At 56.4% G+C, this 16,884-nt stretch carries 20 protein-coding genes; 11 read left to right on the top strand and 9 right to left on the bottom strand.

The genetic code is table 11. The features are described 5' to 3' along the window. The first annotated feature begins 74 nt into the window (after positions 1-74). The 3 genes from AC3CHX_RS12305 to AC3CHX_RS12295 all read left to right on the top strand — a co-directional run bounded on the left by AC3CHX_RS12305 (position 75) and on the right by AC3CHX_RS12295 (position 2,329). Positions 75-644: a hypothetical protein gene (locus AC3CHX_RS12305; protein ID WP_488644284.1), complete on the top strand. Its 570-nt coding sequence runs from the start codon at positions 75-77 to the stop codon at positions 642-644. Further along, entirely contained in the window at positions 625-1,533 is a 909-nt protein-coding gene (locus AC3CHX_RS12300) for a polysaccharide deacetylase family protein (protein ID WP_488644283.1), read from the top strand. The genes AC3CHX_RS12305 and AC3CHX_RS12300 overlap by 20 nt, the downstream gene beginning before the upstream one ends. A gap of 256 nt (positions 1,534-1,789) precedes the next feature. After that, complete coding sequence (locus AC3CHX_RS12295) at positions 1,790-2,329, top strand: arsenate reductase/protein-tyrosine-phosphatase family protein (RefSeq protein ID WP_488644282.1); 540 nt, start codon at positions 1,790-1,792, stop codon at positions 2,327-2,329. Positions 2,330-2,445: 116 nt separating this feature from the next. Here AC3CHX_RS12295 and AC3CHX_RS12290 read toward each other — a convergent pair whose 3' ends face one another. From AC3CHX_RS12290 to AC3CHX_RS12270, 5 genes are all read right to left on the bottom strand, one after another. Further along, on the bottom strand, positions 2,446-3,639 hold the full coding sequence (locus AC3CHX_RS12290) for an MFS transporter (protein ID WP_488644281.1): 1,194 nt from the start codon (positions 3,637-3,639) through the stop codon (positions 2,446-2,448). A gap of 2 nt (positions 3,640-3,641) precedes the next feature. Next, positions 3,642-4,616, bottom strand: a complete 975-nt coding sequence (locus AC3CHX_RS12285) for a cation diffusion facilitator family transporter (RefSeq protein ID WP_488644280.1) — start codon at positions 4,614-4,616, stop codon at positions 3,642-3,644. A gap of 370 nt (positions 4,617-4,986) precedes the next feature. Further along, positions 4,987-6,273, bottom strand: coding sequence for a c-type cytochrome (locus AC3CHX_RS12280; protein WP_488644279.1), 1,287 nt, complete (start codon positions 6,271-6,273; stop codon positions 4,987-4,989). Positions 6,274-6,285: 12 nt separating this feature from the next. After that, positions 6,286-6,924, bottom strand: coding sequence for a c-type cytochrome (locus tag AC3CHX_RS12275; RefSeq protein ID WP_488644810.1), 639 nt, complete (start codon positions 6,922-6,924; stop codon positions 6,286-6,288). Positions 6,925-7,313: 389 nt separating this feature from the next. Beyond that, on the bottom strand, positions 7,314-7,592 hold the full coding sequence (locus AC3CHX_RS12270; protein WP_488644979.1) for a hypothetical protein: 279 nt from the start codon (positions 7,590-7,592) through the stop codon (positions 7,314-7,316). Between AC3CHX_RS12270 and AC3CHX_RS12265 the strand changes: the two genes are divergently transcribed. After that, the gene (locus tag AC3CHX_RS12265; protein ID WP_488644278.1) at positions 7,534-8,973 is read left to right on the top strand and encodes an aminotransferase-like domain-containing protein; all 1,440 of its coding nucleotides are present in this window, start codon (positions 7,534-7,536) and stop codon (positions 8,971-8,973) included. The genes AC3CHX_RS12270 and AC3CHX_RS12265 overlap by 59 nt on opposite strands. An 8-nt stretch (positions 8,974-8,981) precedes the next feature. Here AC3CHX_RS12265 and AC3CHX_RS12260 read toward each other — a convergent pair whose 3' ends face one another. Next, positions 8,982-9,161 (bottom strand): DUF2970 domain-containing protein, encoded by a 180-nt coding sequence (locus AC3CHX_RS12260; protein ID WP_488644277.1) that lies wholly within the window; start codon positions 9,159-9,161, stop codon positions 8,982-8,984. Positions 9,162-9,482: 321 nt separating this feature from the next. Here AC3CHX_RS12260 and AC3CHX_RS12255 point away from each other — a divergent pair, with 321 nt between their 5' ends. Continuing rightward, positions 9,483-9,785: a putative quinol monooxygenase gene (locus AC3CHX_RS12255; protein ID WP_488644276.1), complete on the top strand. Its 303-nt coding sequence runs from the start codon at positions 9,483-9,485 to the stop codon at positions 9,783-9,785. 112 nt (positions 9,786-9,897) lie between these two features. Then, the gene (locus AC3CHX_RS12250) at positions 9,898-10,701 is read left to right on the top strand and encodes a uroporphyrinogen-III synthase (protein WP_488644275.1); all 804 of its coding nucleotides are present in this window, start codon (positions 9,898-9,900) and stop codon (positions 10,699-10,701) included. A 73-nt stretch (positions 10,702-10,774) separates the two neighbouring features. Here the strand turns inward: AC3CHX_RS12250 and AC3CHX_RS12245 are convergent, their stop codons facing one another. Both AC3CHX_RS12245 and AC3CHX_RS12240 read right to left on the bottom strand, forming a co-directional pair. Continuing rightward, on the bottom strand, positions 10,775-10,993 hold the full coding sequence (locus AC3CHX_RS12245; protein WP_488644274.1) for a hypothetical protein: 219 nt from the start codon (positions 10,991-10,993) through the stop codon (positions 10,775-10,777). Positions 10,994-11,002: 9 nt separating this feature from the next. Beyond that, a complete protein-coding gene (locus AC3CHX_RS12240; RefSeq protein ID WP_488644273.1) occupies positions 11,003-11,854 on the bottom strand; it encodes a tetratricopeptide repeat protein in 852 nt (283 codons plus the stop codon). A 126-nt stretch (positions 11,855-11,980) separates the two neighbouring features. Between AC3CHX_RS12240 and AC3CHX_RS12235 the strand changes: the two genes are divergently transcribed. The 3 genes from AC3CHX_RS12235 to AC3CHX_RS12225 all read left to right on the top strand — a co-directional run bounded on the left by AC3CHX_RS12235 (position 11,981) and on the right by AC3CHX_RS12225 (position 14,749). After that, positions 11,981-12,235, top strand: a complete 255-nt coding sequence (locus AC3CHX_RS12235) for an acylphosphatase (RefSeq protein ID WP_488644272.1) — start codon at positions 11,981-11,983, stop codon at positions 12,233-12,235. A 325-nt stretch (positions 12,236-12,560) separates the two neighbouring features. Continuing rightward, complete coding sequence (locus AC3CHX_RS12230; protein ID WP_488644271.1) at positions 12,561-14,231, top strand: nitrite/sulfite reductase; 1,671 nt, start codon at positions 12,561-12,563, stop codon at positions 14,229-14,231. Positions 14,232-14,242: 11 nt separating this feature from the next. Further along, positions 14,243-14,749, top strand: a complete 507-nt coding sequence (locus AC3CHX_RS12225) for a DUF934 domain-containing protein (protein ID WP_488644270.1) — start codon at positions 14,243-14,245, stop codon at positions 14,747-14,749. An 81-nt stretch (positions 14,750-14,830) separates the two neighbouring features. On the opposite strand, the gene AC3CHX_RS12220 is transcribed toward AC3CHX_RS12225, so the two are convergent. Next, a complete protein-coding gene (locus AC3CHX_RS12220) occupies positions 14,831-15,037 on the bottom strand; it encodes a DUF6494 family protein (RefSeq protein WP_488644269.1) in 207 nt (68 codons plus the stop codon). A gap of 181 nt (positions 15,038-15,218) precedes the next feature. On the opposite strand from AC3CHX_RS12220, the gene AC3CHX_RS12215 reads away from it, so the two are divergent. Together AC3CHX_RS12215 and AC3CHX_RS12210 are read left to right on the top strand one after the other, a co-directional pair. Beyond that, entirely contained in the window at positions 15,219-15,383 is a 165-nt protein-coding gene (locus AC3CHX_RS12215; protein ID WP_488644268.1) for a hypothetical protein, read from the top strand. A 362-nt stretch (positions 15,384-15,745) separates the two neighbouring features. Beyond that, positions 15,746-16,786 (top strand): carbon-nitrogen hydrolase family protein, encoded by a 1,041-nt coding sequence (locus tag AC3CHX_RS12210; RefSeq protein WP_488644267.1) that lies wholly within the window; start codon positions 15,746-15,748, stop codon positions 16,784-16,786. The last annotated feature ends 98 nt before the right edge of the window (positions 16,787-16,884 follow it).

Genomic DNA, 16,884 nt, shown 5'->3' with positions numbered 1-16,884 from the left:
ACTGCCTTGCTGCCTGCAGCGACGAACAACTCAAAGCCTTGCTCTCACAAGAGGCATTTTGCGGCATCACCATCGTGCAGGACGATATTTGCCGCTGGGTTCGACAACTCGATTTTCGGCTACGCGAAACCAACGATTTTGGAAGGATGGCTTTTGACGGCAATGCGCTGGAGGAAATCGGCGTCGAAACGGACTATTACGAACTCTGGCAGCGGCTGCCGAATAGCGACGGCCTCAGCTACGTGCTCGAACAGGTAAACGCTGGCGATGGCGATGCGGGCAAGGCGTTTCTTTGTATCGCCGGCGATTACTTCATCTACACGCGCAACCGGAAAATGTGGGCTTCACCTGCGGTCCGAGCGCGCAAACAGATTGAACTGGGCAATGCTTCGCGCGGCGAGATCGAGGCATTCCTGGATTTTGAGTCGTCATTTGGAAAAATTGAAGGCGGTGTTGGCAGGGTCACGATGTCTACTCTGCCTTGGCGTGAAGGACAAGTCGCGTTCGAACTGCAGGAATTTTCGCCTCGGCGTTTGGCGGATCCAACCCTCCACCCGGGTGCATGGCGGCGAGAGTGGAAAGTTTTACCAACGTACGAAAATCCACTGATGGAGGATATTACAGATGATCAAGAATCCGATTAAATGGCCAAACGGCGCCAAGTGCGCTTGTTGCCTGACGTTCGATATGGACGCCGACAGCCTCATCCATCTGGAACATCCTGAAGATGGCTACAAACGCGTTTCCGCCATATCGATGCTGCAGTATGGCCCGCATGTCGCCGTACCGCGCATTATTGCTTCGTATAAAAAGCTGGGCATCCGCCAAACCTTCTATATCCCAGCCTGGTGCATCGAACGGTATCCGCAAGCGGTGGAAACGATCCTTGCGGGTGGTCATGAGCTTGGCCATCACGGCTACATTCATGAAAATCCATTGGCGCAGACGCTTGAAGAGGAAGCGCACTGGCTTGACCTCGGCATCGACATCATCAAGAAGGCATCGGGTAAAGCGCCACGCGGATGGCGCGCCCCGCTGTACAATTTTTCAGATCACTCGCTGGATTTGTTGCTGTCGCGCGGCTTTACTTACGACACCTCGTTGATGGGTGACGATATCCCGTATCTGCTTGAAAGCAGGCAGTCGGGAAAGCGTCTGGTGGAGCTGCCGGTGCACTGGGGGCTGGACGACTGGCCACAGTATGTGCAGTCGTTTGATCTGAATTATCTCATGCCGGTCAGGGCGCCCAAGCAAGGGTTCGAGACGTTTGCGCAGGAGTTTGAGGCGGCGTACAAATATGGCGGACTGTGGACGCCGGTGCTGCATCCCTTTGTAGTTGGGCGGCTTGCACGTTGGGATGTTTTTGAGAGTTTCATCGCCGGGGTGCTTGAACGTGGCGATGTCTGGTTTGCGCCGATGGAGGAGATTGCTGCCTATGTGGCTGCGGCGCATGCGGGGAAACGCTATGAGGCACGGATTGAGGTGGTGCCGCAGTATGTTGCTCCTGTGAACATTCCAAGGTCGCAGTATTAGGGTCTTGGTGCCGGATAATTCCTTGAGCAATGTCTGCCGATCGACTGCTGCCGGTCGGTGGCCATTCTTCATAGCCCATGGAGCGGAGAGCAAAGCGACATCTAATTTCTTTCTTGCGACATTGCTGTTGTTCAGGTAAATACACGGTGCTACTTTGTCGCTGCAAACATGATTTGCGTTGACAAGCCGGTTCGATGATCGCACTGCATGTGGCGGTTGTCGAGTCCATCAATCCAACAATAATAGGGAGAGACAAATGTTCAAGAAGCTTCGTTTTGCTGCGGTGACCGGCGTACTGTGCCTGATTGGTCTGTCTGGCCACGCGCTGGCCGATGAACCAAAAAAGCTCGCCTTCGTCGATACCGGAAATACCGGCCGCAGCATGATGGCGGAAGCAATCGCCAGCGCGGCCATCAGCAAAGGCGCTGCAAAGATTGCCGTGATTTCGCGCGCGGTCGACCAGGACCCTTACGACATCGGACCGGAAGCGCACGCCGTCAGCTTGATGCTGGAACGCGGCATTGATGTCGCTGCGCATCGATCGGCGCAGTTGACCTCGAACGACATCAAACACTCCGACGTACTGTTGACGATGACCGAAAAACACAAGGACAAATTGATCGAGCAGTTCCCCGAAGCAAAAGGCAAAACCTTCACCCTGGCCGAATATGCGACGGGCAAGCATGTCGATGTGCCGGATGCCTGGGGCAAGCCGATGGAGGCTTATGTCGAGGTCGTGAAGCAGCTGGACACTTTCATCCCGGTTGCCCTGGAAAAGGTCGTCGCGCCCAAATAAGGCGCGGTTTTGTAAAGACAAAGCTGGGCACTGATGGCGTCGTCATGTTGCTCAGCTACCCCCATGGTGCCGGCATGCGCGCGCGCTGCGCACCGGTCCGTCGTGGCATCGAACAGTCATGCGTCGGCACTACTTGTCTGCCAAGCCAAGACAGCAAGCGCGACGACGCAAAACGCCACGCCAGCATAAAACGTGAACGATGCCCCCAGCCGATCCCACAGCAGCCCGGCGATGCCGCTGGCGACCAGCATGGAGAGTCCGCTCATCAGATTGAAGAAACCGTAGGCAGTGCCGCGCAGGTCAGCGGGCGCGGCGTCGGCGACCATCGTTGCCAGCAAGCCCTGCGTGATGCCCATGTGAATTCCCCATAGGGCGACGCCGGTCACTACGACGCCCCAATGGTCATTGCTGGCGAGCACCAGGTCAGCCGCAATCAGGACGACCAGACCAAGCGCCAACAGCCTGGTGTGACTCATGCGGTCGGAGAGTTTGCCGAATGGATACGCCGACAGGGCATAGATCAGGTTCATCGCCACCATCACCAGTGGCACCAGGGCAACGGGGATGCCGCCCTGTTGTGCGCGCAGAACGAGAAACGCCTCGCTGAACCGTGCCAGCGTGAACACCGCGCCGATACCAACCACCCACCAGTACGGGCCACCAAGACGCTTCAGGTTCTCTCGCCGGATCGGATTGGCACGTTGCTCCCCCTGAGGATGGGCCGGCTCGGGCAGACCGAACAACAGCAGCATGGCGGCCATCAAGCCGGGAATCACTGCCACCCAGAACACGGCCCGGAAGTCGTTGGCCCACAGCAGCATCAAGCCAACCGCCAGCAACGGTCCGAGAAAAGCGCCGACGGTGTCGAGCGACTGGCGCAGCCCGAATGCCGCGCCGCGCAGGTGTGCCGGTGCAATGTCGGCCACCAAGGCATCGCGCGGCGCGCCGCGTATACCTTTGCCAACGCGATCCAGCAGGCGGGCCGTGAGCACGATCCCGATGGTGGGCGCGATCGCAAACAGCGGTTTGGTCAACGCGCCCAAGGCATACCCGAACACGGCGAGTCCCTTGCGCTTACCCAGATAGTCGCTCAAGGCGCCCGAGAACACCTTGACGATCAGGGCCGTGGATTCGGCCAGCCCTTCAACCAGGCCAACCGCGAAGGCGCTGGCACCCAGCGTGGTGACCATGAACAAAGGCAGCAGGCTGTGGATCATCTCGGAGGAGATGTCCATCAACATACTGACGAAGCCGAGTACCCATATACCTGAGGGAATCTGGCGCAAGGTGCTTTTGGTGATGGTCGGCATCGTCAACCTTTGTGACCGTCGGCAGCCGCTGTACCTGCGTGCAGCGCGCAGGCATGGTCGGTCGTTCCTTGCTCGACTTGCAGCGTGCTGTGCTGGATGGAGAAACGCTCTTTCAGTGTTTGCATGATGTCGTCCATGAAAGCGTCGCCGGGGTAGCCATCGGGCATCACCAGATGAACCGTCAAGGCACTCTCGGTGGTGCTCATGCCCCAGATGTGCAGGTCATGGATGTCAGTGACACCCGGGCATTGGCGCAGGTAGGCATCAATCGCAGGCACTTCGATGTTGGCGGGGACGGCGCTCAACGCAAGTTGTACCGATTCACGCAACAAGCCCCAAGTGCCGATGACGACCACTATCACAATGACCAGACTGATAACCGGATCGAGCCAGTACCAGCCGGTGAAGATTATTGCTATACCGGCCAACACGACGCCCAGCGACACGGCAGCATCGGCGGCCATGTGCAGATAGGCTGCGCGAATGTTCAAGTCCCTTTTGCTGCCTTGCATGAACAGCCATGCCGAGAGGCCGTTGATGAAAATGCCGACTGCAGCCACCAGTGTTACCGTGAGCCCGGCCACGGCGGGGGGGTGTGAGAAGCGCTGAACGGCTTCCCAGGCGATCGCTCCACAAGCCATCAGCAGGAACATGGCGTTGACCAGTGCCGCCAGAATCGAGCTGCTGCGCAGACCATAGGTGTAGCGTTCGCTTGGTGCCTTGCGGGCGAGGATGGCCGCGCCCCACGCCAGCAGCAGACCCAATACATCGGACAAGTTGTGCCCGGCATCAGCCATCAGCGCCGTCGAATTGGCAATGAATCCAAATACGAATTCGACCCCGACAAAGACCGTGTTCAGGGCAATGGCGATGACGAAGGCGCGACCATGATTGTTCGGATCGCCGTGATGGTGGCCGCCACGATGCGAGTGCCCGCCGTGATCGTGAGAATGGTTGTGTCCTTGGTGATTTGCCATCAATCTGCTTCCCGGTGAGTTTCGGCAATGTGGTTCAGCATGTCTGAACTATTACTAGCCAATTGGCTCGATCATATGCGGCTTTGTGTCATCCCGAGGGCATTTCACATTACGCGGGTCGCTAGACGAAAAGTCAATCAGTCACCGTTGACTCTCGAAACGGGTGGACTGCGGACACTTTGCCGCTTGGCAGGGCAAAAGGCGCGCACTTACTCGTGCAGGTGCGCGTGGCCGCGTTGTATGGCGCGCTGAAGATGCGAGAAAGCCCTATACCGCGTCGATCTCGAGTGAAAGAAAAGTGCGATGGAAAGTTGGCACATGCCTCCTGGATGCATTGTGAAGTTCGCAGTGGACAACGATCTCAACGATCTCACTCGCCAGGAACGGTCCGATACCGGCTCACCTCAAGGGGCGATACCAATGGCGCATGGTTTCCCCAGGAATTGCGTACATACGACACCACAGCAGCAACCTCGGCATCGCTGAGTACCGGTCCAAACGGCGGCATACCATACGGTCGTGGATTGCCTTGGGTACTTGGCGGGTATCCGCCATTCAAGACCATCCGAATCGGGTTGATCGATGAAGCCATGGTAATGGCGCGATTGCCGGCGAGCGGGGGATAAGCGGGAGGTATCCCGCTGCCAGCGGCCTTGTGACATTCGACGCAATGATCGCCATATAACTTCGCTCCGAGCTTGAGCATGGCATCAGCCTGGCCATCTTCGACCTGCATCTCCTTGTCCACGGCCGGTGCTGAGGTTTGCGGCAATGATTTCAGGTAGCCAGCCATTGCGGCGACATCTTGGTCCGACAGAAGCTGCAAGCTATGCCGTACGACTTCCGCCATGGGGCCGAACACCGCGCCGCGTGGCGAAACGCCGGTTTTAAGCAGATCAGCGATGTGCTGCTTATCCCAGTTGCCGAGGCCGGCCTCGGCGTCCGAAGTCAGCGAAGGTGCGTACCAGCCAAGGATGGGGATCAAGCCGCCAGCCAAATTTGCGCCTTGTTCGGCCGCACCGAAGGCATTGCGGTTCGTATGGCACGCAGTGCAATGCCCCAGTCCTTGCACGAAATAAGCGCCGCGATTCCATTCGGCTGTCTGGCGTGCGTCCGCCTGATAGACGCCGGGGCGAAAATAAAGAGCGCGCCAGCCGGCGAGCAAGATCCGCTGGTTGTACGGGAAACGAAGGTCATGCTCTTGGTTCGGCTGATTCGTTGCGGGCAGCGTTTTGAAGTAGGCGAACATCGCATCCGCATCCGCGCGCGTGATCTTCGTGTAGTCGGTATACGGAAAGGCTGGATACAGGAAGCGGCCGTCCTTGGATTTCCCATTGTGCAACGCTCGCCAAAAATCATCTGCGCTCCAGCTGCCGATCCCGGTTGCGACATCCGGTGTGATATTTGGTGTGTAAAGGTTGCCAAACGGTGTGGGAATGACGCGGCCGCCAGCGTAGGGCATGCCGCCGCGTGCGGTATGGCATGCCATGCAGTCCCCCGCGTGCGCCAGATAATTGCCCCACGCGACTTGTTGCGCCGCATTCGCAGCCGGTATGCCGGGCGCGTTGCTTCCCGGATCATGCAGGTACTGAATGCCGAGCACGGTAACTGGAACCAGCACAATGGCCGCAATGATCATCAAAAAAAGGCGTTTCATGGTTGGGTCCGTTTACTGGGGCAGACTGCCGCAAGGCATCGGCAGCTTTTCAGTAGCGGCTGCGGCGGGTGCGCTCTGAGCCGGGATGGGTTGTGCTGCTAGCCAGGCCAATGCCGCACTGATCTCTTCAACGGTAAGGCGTGTCGAAATTTGGGCCATGCAGTCGGGTGCTGCGGCGCGACGGGTGCCATTTTTCCAGGCACCGAACTGCGCACTCAGGTAATCGCGCGGCAAACCGACCAGACCGGGAATCGATGGTACAACGCCCGTCAATGTCTTGCCGTGGCAGGCGATGCAGGCTGGAACATGCCTGGACGCGTCACCGGATTGCACCAGGATCCGACCCCGCTCCAGCACGGTCTGGGACACATTGGCCGGTTGCGGAGCCGGATAGGGGGGATGCAAGCGGGAAAAATACTCGGCCATTTCACGCAGATACGCGTCCGAGAGATGCTCGACCATGTAAATCATCAGCGGGTACTTGCGGCGGCCTTCGCGGAAATTCACGAGCTGGTTGTACAAATAGCCGGCTGGCTTGCCGGCTATGCGCGGATAAAATCCGTCGCTGGCGGCGCGTCCTCCCTTGCCATGGCACGCCATGCAGGCAATGGCGCGCTCGGCGATCGTGTCCGGCAGGGCATTTTGGGCCATCACGTCGGCACTCATAAAACTAACCCAAAGCAACAAAACACAAGTCATCAATAGGCAAAAGGCGGCGTTAAGGCCAGCCGCACGGGACTTCAACTTGCGTGAATCGACAGTTTTCTTGTTCATAGGATGTATTCGAGTCAGCCAAGGACAGCTATTTCGGCGTTGTGCCGTAAACGGGCAATGCCTGAGTTTTCAAACGTAAATCTGGTCAGGTAAATCCAATATTGGTGGGCGAGTATGTTCTGAATCAGCGCAACAAAACAGTCTCAGTTTTTCAAAAATATGCCATATCAGAGAATTCAATTAATTAATGTTTCTATAACTATAAACGCTGCTAACTAGATGCAATTTGACGAAATCCGTTGCCATAGCAGTGCCGCGTGCAGGTCTTATGCGCTTTTGACGGCAATCTGATCTGGTTTTTCCTGTTGCTGCTGAATCTGTTCTTTTTGCCGGGTTACGGTCAAAATGAAGACTTCAATACGGAAACGGGACAGCGGAAGCGCCGGTCCTGCAAATTGGTACTGACTGTCGTACGGGAGAAGCAGGAGAGTGCTGTTGCATCCCGAGGAAGCCAGGCAAGGCAATTTTGAAAGCAGAAAGAGCAACATGAAACTGTACGAAGCGTTGGCAGACGATATGGCCCAATCGATCAGGACAGGGGTCATGAAATTTGGCGACCGCTTGCCATCGGTACGGCAGGCGAGCACGAGCAGGGGGATAAGTCCGTCGACCGTCTTCGAGGCCTATTATTTGCTTGAGGCAAGAGGTTTGATCCGGGCGCGCGAACGCTCAGGTTATTACGTGACCGCCGGATCCGCAGCATTGCCGCCGGAACCAGGCATGTCGCACCCTGCGGATGTGCAGTCGAAGCCGGTCGATGTCAGCGAGTTGGTGTTCGATGTGTTGGCGTCAACCAGAGCCCGCGATATGGTGCCGCTCGGATCGGCCTTCCCGAGCCCGCTGCTTTTCCCTCTGCCGAGGTTGGCGCGGGCCATGGCATCGAGCGTGCAGCGCATGGATCCATGGAGCACGGTAGACGATATGACGCCGGGGAATGCTGGTCTTCGCCGCCAGATTGCCTTGCGCTACCTGGTGGACGGGCTCCAGGTCCATCCCGACGAAATCGTCATCACCAACGGCGCGCTGGAAGCATTGAATTTGTGCCTGATGGCAGCGACGCGGCCGGGGGACGCCGTGATCATTGAATCGCCAACCTTCTACGGAGCATTACAAGCGCTCGAGCGCGTCGGACTGCGCGCAGTAGAGGTGCCGACCCATCCGCGCGATGGAATCGATCTGGCCGCATTGGAGGCGGCCTTGATCAGGCATCAGCCGAAGGCATGCTGGCTGATGACGAATTTCCAGAATCCTCTGGGCAGCCTGATGCCGGACGAAAAGAAGCGCGACCTGGTGCAACTGCTGACGCGGCACGATGTGCCGCTGATCGAGGACGACGTGTACGGCGAGCTGTATTTCGGCAGCAAGCGACCAGTTCCGGCAAAGGCATTCGACACCAAGGGGCTGGTCATGCATTGTTCTTCCTTTTCGAAGTGCCTGGCGCCCGGATACCGCGTAGGTTGGGCGGTTCCCGGCAGATATATGCAAGCAGTCGCGCGCCACCAGCTGACCACTACCTTGTCCGCCTCTGCGCCGGCGCAGTTGGCCTTGGCCGAATATCTGACGAAAGGGGGATATGACCGGCACCTGCGGCAGTTGCGTCATGCGCTGTCGGTCCAGCAAAACGCATTCATGCAGGCAGTCATACGGCATTTTCCGGCAGGTACGCGGGCGACACGGCCGAATGGCGGCTATTTTCTGTGGCTGGAGTTACCCGGTACCGTCAACGCGCTGGATATCCACCGGCAAGCGCTATCGTTGGGCATCAGCATTGCCCCGGGACCGATGTTCTCCGCGCAACGGGCGTTTGCCAACTGCATTCGCCTCAATTACGGACATCCTTGGGACATGCGTATTGCGGCAGCCGTCGAAACGCTGGGAAAGTTGGTTTCAGCCGCGCAAGGCACTGGCAAGAGGACGCCCGAATAGGTCACGAATCAGTGCACTGCCATGTTGACGAAGAAGAGCAGTATGCGAACGAAGATTGCAACCAGAACGACTGCTACGAGTATGAGTTGGACCGGATGTACGGACTTGATGTCTGATTCCAGTCCGGACCGCTTGCGAATGCCCAGGAAACTCCACAGGACCATCCGGATAAGTTGAAGAAATTTCATTTTAGAACGCGATGATAGGAAAGCGATGATAGGAAAGCGATGATGTGGGAATGCGGCGGGCAATGATGCCTGCTGTGTCGTACAGTGCTCTCTTATGTGCACGATGTACAGAATCAGTTGCCGTGGGAAAGGGCATTGCAGATTTCGTCAGTAATTTCGTCCAGGCGTGCACCGGGGCCGAATATTCCCGCCATGCCCGCGTTGCTTTGTGCTCTCAATTGGCTAATATGAAGCAAGGAACGAATCTATCGGACCGCGACAACGATCGCGCTTGTTAGCGGTATTTTTAGCGGGATCTATATATCAAAAAGGAGAGCGATCATGGTTCATGTAGCGCTATTCGTTCGACTGGAAGCGAAACCAGGAAAAGAGGCGGAAGTGGAGAGCTTCCTTCGCGGCGGCCTGCCGGTCGTGCAAGAAGAGCCGGGGACGATCACCTGGTACGGCATCAAGCTGGGGCCCTCGACGTACGGCATCTTCGACACCTTCCCCGATGAAGCAGGGCGGCAAGCCCATCTGTCGGGGCGTGTTGCCGCGGCGCTGATGGCGCAAGCGCCCGAGCTTTTCGCGCAACCGCCGGTTATCGAGAAGGTCGACGTCCTCGCGGCGAAGCTGCCACGGTAGGCGAGCCGACTTCCTTTCCCGGTTTCTTATTCGCCAGAAACATAGCGATTACACTTTTTGCACGCAAATAACGTTGTAAGTCCGCATGCCTCATCAATCTCTGGAGTTGACCATGAGAGACAAAGCCATCGCCCTTCTGGAAAACCGCGTCGGGGATCAGATGGCCGACCTCGTCAGGAAATATGGCGGGACACCGTTCTCCGCACCCGCATTGGCAGAGGTCCCCGACATCGACCCCGCACATATCGCCGACTTGTTGCAGGAATGGGACACGAAGCCGCCGGATATTTTCATTTTCCAGACCGGCGTAGGCGTTAAGGCATTGTTTGCGGCGACCGATTCACTGAATCTCACGGACCAGTTGCTGGGTCGGATCGCAGCAGCAAAGGTCGCGGTGCGTGGCCCTAAACCAAGCGCGGTGTTGCGCTCGCGCAATGTGCGCATCGACTTCAGCGCCAAGGAGCCTTACACCACCGCCGAGGTGCTGTTTGAGCTCGATTCAGTGATGCTGCAGGGAAAGTGCGTGGTGGTGCAACGTTATGGCGAAACCAACTGGGAACTGCAGACGGCCCTCGAAGCCAGGGGCGCACAGGTGATCGAGATTGCAACCTATCGCTGGAGCCTGCCTGAAAACATCGCGCCGCTGATCAAACTGATGGATGCGCTCGATCGCAATGAAATCGACGCAGTCGCCTTCACCAGCGCATCGCAAGCAAACAACCTGTTCAGCGTTGCGCAGCAGGTGGGGAGGCAGGACACGCTGAAAAACAGCCTGAACCGGACACTGATCGCATCCATCGGCCCGGTTTGTACTGCGGCGCTCAACAAGTTAGGCATCAGGGTCAATATCGAGCCGCATCCGCCCAAGCTTGGACCGTTTATCACTGCGATCAACGGCATGTTGTCCGAATCGTAGTCGCAAGTACTCATGGGACAGTCTATTGCCAAACTGCGACTGGTCGAGATGGCGATAGGACTCGGCAATTGTGTCACAGGCAATGCCGAAGCTCGCGAACCCCTTCGACCAGCCCCGCATTCATGCAGATATGCTTCAGTTCAGTAAAGTCGGCGAATGCGTCATTTGCCTTTTCGAGCGCCTCGGCTTTCGGTGAGAATGTTTGGAGCGTGACGAACGGCCCAAAATTTCCTCCTGGCAGAAGAACGCTTTGGGGGCGCCGTGTTCGACCAGCGTAAAATTCGACACTCATGAGATAAACTTAACTCCAATCATCACCGCCGTTACCTGAACTATCGTCCCAGGAGTCTGAGTCGGAAACGCCAAAGTCAATCCCGCCCATGTCGTTGGGCGTCGTCTGATCGTCGCGCGCATACTGGGTGTCGAACGTATTGGTGCTCGCACCGCTTGCCCGATTTCCATCGGTGAAATGGTGCATCAGCGCTTCGCCCGCCACCATTCCGGCGCCCACAGCAGCACCGGTGGCAAGTCCAGCCAGAATGCCAGAACCCATCCCGCCGCCCGCTGAAGGACCCATCATTGGCGCCGGTGCCGTTGGGCTGTACGGCGACATAGGCTGGCTCGGCCGATAACCGGGCATGCTGCCCGCGCCTCCACCTCCACCCATCGTGGCGCCAGTGCGCATGTTCATGAACCGCATTGCAAACAAAATGAAAGCGATCAGGCCCGCCCCACCAAGTAATAAGCCCCATGGTATACCGGCACCAGGCGCCTCTGCAGCAATTGCTTGCGGTGCAAGGCGCGAATGGGCGACTGTGTGGGCCGCCGCCAGGCGGGCCTGGAGTTGCTCAACAGATGCAGGCTTGGCGAATGGTAGCCCTGGCGCAAGGCGCTCGGCGGTTTTGAACTCGGCTTCCGCATTGGTAAAGCGGCCTTGTTTTGCCAGTAATTCGGACTCCACAAAATGCGCCTTCGCACTTTTCGGATGGTCGCGCAGAATTTTGTCCATCATTGCTTGCGCTTCGTCGAATTTGCCCGCCTGCGCAGCCGTATAGACCTCGTGCATGGTGGCGTCTTCTGCGGCAAAGACCGGCGCGACACAGAGCATGGTCGTGGCCAAGACAATTCCCCGAATGACGGTGTTGATATACATGTTCGGTGCCTCTCTAACAAAAATATTGGTGATGTATCTTGGGGTTGTATCAGCTTAAATCAAGATGGGTGCTCTCAGAACATACTTCAATTCGACAAAGCGAGACTGACGATGGTTAAACGGCTGATGATAGAAGGACGAGTGCAGGGTGTCGGTTATCGCGCTTCCTTTGCTGGCAAGGCGGTTGCGCTGGGCCTTTCCGGCTGGGTGCGCAATCGCCGAGATGGCTCTGTGGAAGCCTGCGTTCATGGCGAAGTGGCGGCGATCGAGGCCATCATCCTTTGGGCAAGGCGAGGCCCACCCGCCGCCCGGGTACGTAATGTGACCATCGAGGATGCCGCAGAGCCGGCACCTTCGGATGGGACATTTAAGATTTGCTGACGCAGTGAATCATTCAAAATCAGGAACCGGGCCGCAAGATCAGGCAGGCTGAGTCATTAGCCCAGGTTGCGCAGATTTACTTACGCTATGAAGATGGCGTAACACTTAAGGAAGTCATTTCCGATTTGACGAAATCCTCCGTTGCCATCGAAGTGCCGCTGGCGGGCCTAGTGCGCTTTTGACGGCAATCTGATCTGGTTTTTCCTGTTACTCCTGCATCTGTTTTTTTTGCCGTGTTCCTGTGAAAATGAAGACCTCAATACGGAAACGGGACAACGGAAGCGCCGGTCCTCATCGTTTCCAACCCTGGTCGATAGGAAACCGCATGTACCAATACGACGATTACGATGCCTCGCTGGTGAGCGAACGGGTAGAAGAATTTCGGGATCAGGTCGCCCGAAGGATTTCAGGCGAGCTGAGTGAAGAGGAATTTCTGCCGCTGCGGCTGCAGAACGGCCTGTATCTGCAAAAGCATGCATATATGCTGCGGGTCGCCGTTCCGTACGGCGTGCTGTCATCCAGTCAGCTACGGATGCTCGCACACATCGCGCGCACCTATGATCGCGGCTACGGCCATTTCACGACGCGCCAGAACATCCAGTACAACTGGATCAAGCTTGAAGATACGCCGGATATCCTGGCCGAACTGGCTACGGTGCAGATGCATGCCATTCAGACGTCGGGCAACTGTGTACGGAATATCACGACAGAGCAGTTTGCCGGGGTCGCGAATGATGAAGTGATCGATCCGCGGCCATTGGCGGAGATTTTGCGCCAATGGTCGACCCTGAATCCTGAATTCGCCTTCCTGCCGCGTAAATTCAAAATCGCGCTGTCCTCGTCGCTACAAGACCGTGCCGCCGTGCGGATGCACGACGTCGGCATTTATCTCCACCGGAATGCAGCGGGCGACAAGTTGCTGCGCGTGTTTGCGGGTGGCGGACTCGGCCGAACCCCGATATTGAGCTCGCTGATCCGAGAGGAATTGCCGTGGCAGCATATGCTGTCGTACGTCGAGGCCGTGCTGAGGGTATACAACCGTTACGGCCGGCGCGACAACAAGTACAAGGCAAGGATCAAGATTCTGGTCAAGGCTTTGGGTGCCGACGTGTTTGCCAAGGAAGTCGAAGAGGAATGGGCCCACCTTAAAGATGGCCCGTCGACGTTGACCGAGGCCGAATATCGGCGCGTCGCGCACTTCTTTGAAGAATCCAGGTATGACCGAACCAGTGTCGACGATGCGTCATTCCAGGAACAGTTGAAAACGCATCCCCGCTTCGCACAATGGGTAAAACGGAATACCAGGGCACACAAAGTGGCAGGTTATATGTCCGTGACGCTGTCGACCAAGCCAGGCGCAGCCATCCCACCAGGCGACGTGACTGCCGAGCAGATGGAACGCGTCGCAGATTGGGCGGAGCGCTTCGGTTTTGGCGAAATCCGCGTTGCCCACGAACAAAATCTGATCCTCCCGGACACCCGGCAAGCGGATCTGTACGCGCTGTGGCAGCTGGCGTGCGAAGCCGGGTTGGGCACGCCTAATCTGGGATTGCTCACCGACATCATCGCCTGCCCCGGCGGCGACTATTGTTCGCTGGCAAATGCGCGGTCGCTGCCGATTGCACGCGCCATTGCCGAGCAGTTCGACAACCTCGATTTCCTCTCCGACCTGGGCGACCTATCCTTGAATATTTCTGGCTGCATTAATGCCTGTGGGCATCACCACATGGGAAATATCGGCATTCTCGGGGTGGACAAGGACGGTGACGAATGGTACCAGGTGACCATAGGCGGCGCGCAAGGCAACCGCTCCGCGCTGGGAAAAGTCATCGGCCCCTCATTTCGCGCGGAAGAAATGCCCGCTGTCATCGAGCAGATCGTCACCACCTATTGCAATTTACGGGGGCAGGATGAGCCGTTTATCGACACGGTGACGCGCGTGGGCCTGGATCCATTCAAGGTTGCCGTCTACGATCAGCCCAACGCTATCGCCTGACGAGACTGCATATGGCAAATATTATCAAGATTATCGCAGGCACTCCCCAAGTGATCGAAGACCCGTGGGTCGTTGTGCGGGAAGGGGAGACGGCAAGCAGCCGGCCGGCAATCCAGGAAATTCTGCCGTTCTCCCATTGGCAGGGCAGGGCTCCACTCGACGCCGCGGCGCAGCCGAGGGCGATCTGGATTGCGCCGGACGACGATTTTGAGTCGTGTGCCGAGCAACTGGGCGAACTGGAGCTGATTGCAGTCGACTTTCCATCGTTCCGTGACGGGCGCGGCTACAGTGTCGGTTACCTGCTGCGCTCGCGCTATGGATGGAAGGGGGAGCTGCGCGCGATCGGAGACGTCCTGCGCGATCAACTGAATTACTTGCGCCGCTGCGGATTCGATGCGTTCGCGCTACGGGCCGACAAGAACGTTCACGATGCGCTCAAAAGCTTTAGCCGATACAGTGTCCAGTATCAAGGCGCGGTCGACCAACCGCTACCGCTGTTTCGGCGCAGGCAGGCGTAACACAGCTGTAGCTTTACGAAACGCCAGAGATTTTTGCCCGTTTAGGGTCGAAAGCTCTGGCGCCATTTTTTGGATGAGACCTTATTCCAAACTGATATTCCCATCAAATTTAACGTTCAATTTTAATCCGGCGATTTCCAACGTCATTGTTGCCGGAAGCGTTTCACTGCCTGTGATTGACTTATCTGCAATGGCTTTCCCGACGGCCTTTTCAATTTCATTCTGCGAGCTGATGCCAACCATTTTCAAGAATTTCCGCATGCTGAGATTAAACGCTTCTTCGTTCATTACGGCCTCCAATTTCTTCTTGGTAAATATTTCTTTATTTAACATCATGAGATTAAACGGGGTTGCGTATTTATAAATAGTGCTCCCCAGTCTGCCTCTCCGTTACTCGCTATATTACGCATCTTTCCGACCCCGTTGTCGTTGTCAATGCCTCGGATACGGCACGTTATGCAATAGCCAAATGGAAATTTCGATGGCCGGTCACATGGCGATCGAGCTGCCCGCTTTGTTTGCGATTGGATGGCGCGCTTCCCTGACCGGCATCTGGAAATCACGCGTATTCACCCATGCTGATGACCGCAGCCTCGATTCTTTGTACGACCTCGTCTCCTGGGAAGTGATTTGATGCGCCCAATTTATAGACCGGGCCGGCCTGACGTTGATGCCACGACGGAAATACAAATTTTAACCATCCATTCAATCCATACAATGCACAGCTAAAGTTGTAACTTGTTTTCTACTCGGCGAACGTCTCTGGCGACGGTGGTCCGCCAGAAGCTGGGGCAGGGCGTATCCCGCAGCAAGGGGCCTCGCTTCACAGTGCGGCGCGGCAGCAGGAAATATAAAGTTAACTATTTCTTGTATTCATACAATGTGCATATATACTCAAAGTGCAGCAGGAGAAGATGGCCGGTCACAAAATCAGTCATTCGTTCAAATGCTGGCACCCGCGGAATACTTGCCGCATAAAATAAACAGGAGATAACAATGTCACAGCACTATCCGAAATTCAAAGCTGCTGCAGTTCAGGCTTCGCCCATCTATCTGAACCTGGACGCAACGGTTGAGAAGGCTTGCAAATTAATTGATGAGGCGGCAGCAAATGGCGCGCGTCTCATTGCATTTCCTGAGGGATTCCTGCCTGGGTATCCCTGGTTCGCATTTGTCAGTCATCCGGAAAACACCAGGAAGTTCTACCACGAGCTGTACCAGAATGCGGTGGAAATCCCCAGCCTTGCGGTGCAACGGGTAAGTGAGGCGGCAAGACGGAATAATATTTATGTCTGCATTTCTTGCAGTGAGAAAGACCGAGGATCGCTATATCTCGCGCAACTTTGGTTCAATCCCAATGGCGATTTCATGGGAAAACACAGGAAAATGCGGGTGTCTGTCGCTGAACGGCTTGTCTGGGGCGATGGAGACGGAAGCATGATGCCGGTGTTCGAAACAGAGATCGGTAATCTGGGTGGATGCATGTGTTGGGAGCATCAGGTGCCGCTGGATCTTCAGGCAATGAATTCCCAAAACGAACAAATCCACGTTGCAGCCTGGCCTGGATTCTTTGACGACGTAATTTCGAGTAGGTATTACGCAATTTCGACGGGGACGTTTGTGATCATGACGTCGTCAACGTATTCCGAAGAAATGAAAGACATGATTTGCCAAACCAAAGAGCAGCGAGAATATTTCGATTCGTTTTTTGCCAGCAAGCCTGGCCATACATGTATTTACGGGCCAGACGGAGAGCCAATCAGTGAGATGGTCCCGGCAGAAGTGGAAGGAATCGCCTATGCGGACATTGATGTAGAACGGATAATTGATTTTAAATACTATATCGATCCGGCCGGGCATTATTCCAATCAGAGCCTGAGTATGAATTTCAATCAAAATCCGGCTGGTGTTCTCAGAAAATTCGGGGAGCGCCCGGATCGGTCTATCGGCTATGACGAACTCAATCTGTCCATACGCAATGAGGATTTGACTCAGGCGAAGAGTGCGCCGGTTCAACAATTGAAGGTCCGGAAGTAAATTTCTCTGCAGCTTTCAGTAAAACGATCCCGAAAAGTCGTCGCGTTTTCGGGGTCGTCCTCTGAAATAAATGGAGGTCCGAGCCGTCGGCAGTCGGC

The sequence above is a fragment of the Glaciimonas sp. OK215 genome, from assembly GCF_057787885.1.
This window is presented reverse-complemented; position numbering and strand designations above follow the sequence as displayed.

Bases quoted from the DNA above. Each gene is read 5' to 3' on its own strand.
- AC3CHX_RS12250 (WP_488644275.1), top strand. From the start codon at position 9,898: ATGAGAGACAAAGCCATCGCCCTTCTGGAAAACCGCGTCGGGGATCAG.
- AC3CHX_RS12230 (WP_488644271.1), top strand. From the start codon at position 12,561: ATGTACCAATACGACGATTACGATGCCTCGCTGGTGAGCGAACGGGTA.
- AC3CHX_RS12300 (WP_488644283.1), top strand. From the start codon at position 625: ATGATCAAGAATCCGATTAAATGGCCAAACGGCGCCAAGTGCGCTTGT.
- AC3CHX_RS12220 (WP_488644269.1), bottom strand. From the start codon at position 15,037: ATGAACGAAGAAGCGTTTAATCTCAGCATGCGGAAATTCTTGAAAATG.
- AC3CHX_RS12235 (WP_488644272.1), top strand. From the start codon at position 11,981: ATGATAGAAGGACGAGTGCAGGGTGTCGGTTATCGCGCTTCCTTTGCT.
- AC3CHX_RS12270 (WP_488644979.1), bottom strand. From the start codon at position 7,592: ATGACCCCTGTCCTGATCGATTGGGCCATATCGTCTGCCAACGCTTCG.
- AC3CHX_RS12280 (WP_488644279.1), bottom strand. From the start codon at position 6,273: ATGAAACGCCTTTTTTTGATGATCATTGCGGCCATTGTGCTGGTTCCA.
- AC3CHX_RS12210 (WP_488644267.1), top strand. From the start codon at position 15,746: ATGTCACAGCACTATCCGAAATTCAAAGCTGCTGCAGTTCAGGCTTCG.
- AC3CHX_RS12255 (WP_488644276.1), top strand. From the start codon at position 9,483: ATGGTTCATGTAGCGCTATTCGTTCGACTGGAAGCGAAACCAGGAAAA.
- AC3CHX_RS12240 (WP_488644273.1), bottom strand. From the start codon at position 11,854: ATGTATATCAACACCGTCATTCGGGGAATTGTCTTGGCCACGACCATG.
- AC3CHX_RS12295 (WP_488644282.1), top strand. From the start codon at position 1,790: ATGTTCAAGAAGCTTCGTTTTGCTGCGGTGACCGGCGTACTGTGCCTG.
- AC3CHX_RS12245 (WP_488644274.1), bottom strand. From the start codon at position 10,993: ATGAGTGTCGAATTTTACGCTGGTCGAACACGGCGCCCCCAAAGCGTT.
- AC3CHX_RS12215 (WP_488644268.1), top strand. From the start codon at position 15,219: ATGGAAATTTCGATGGCCGGTCACATGGCGATCGAGCTGCCCGCTTTG.
- AC3CHX_RS12260 (WP_488644277.1), bottom strand. From the start codon at position 9,161: ATGAAATTTCTTCAACTTATCCGGATGGTCCTGTGGAGTTTCCTGGGC.
- AC3CHX_RS12290 (WP_488644281.1), bottom strand. From the start codon at position 3,639: ATGCCGACCATCACCAAAAGCACCTTGCGCCAGATTCCCTCAGGTATA.
- AC3CHX_RS12275 (WP_488644810.1), bottom strand. From the start codon at position 6,924: ATGGCCCAAAATGCCCTGCCGGACACGATCGCCGAGCGCGCCATTGCC.
- AC3CHX_RS12225 (WP_488644270.1), top strand. From the start codon at position 14,243: ATGGCAAATATTATCAAGATTATCGCAGGCACTCCCCAAGTGATCGAA.
- AC3CHX_RS12265 (WP_488644278.1), top strand. From the start codon at position 7,534: ATGAAACTGTACGAAGCGTTGGCAGACGATATGGCCCAATCGATCAGG.
- AC3CHX_RS12285 (WP_488644280.1), bottom strand. From the start codon at position 4,616: ATGGCAAATCACCAAGGACACAACCATTCTCACGATCACGGCGGGCAC.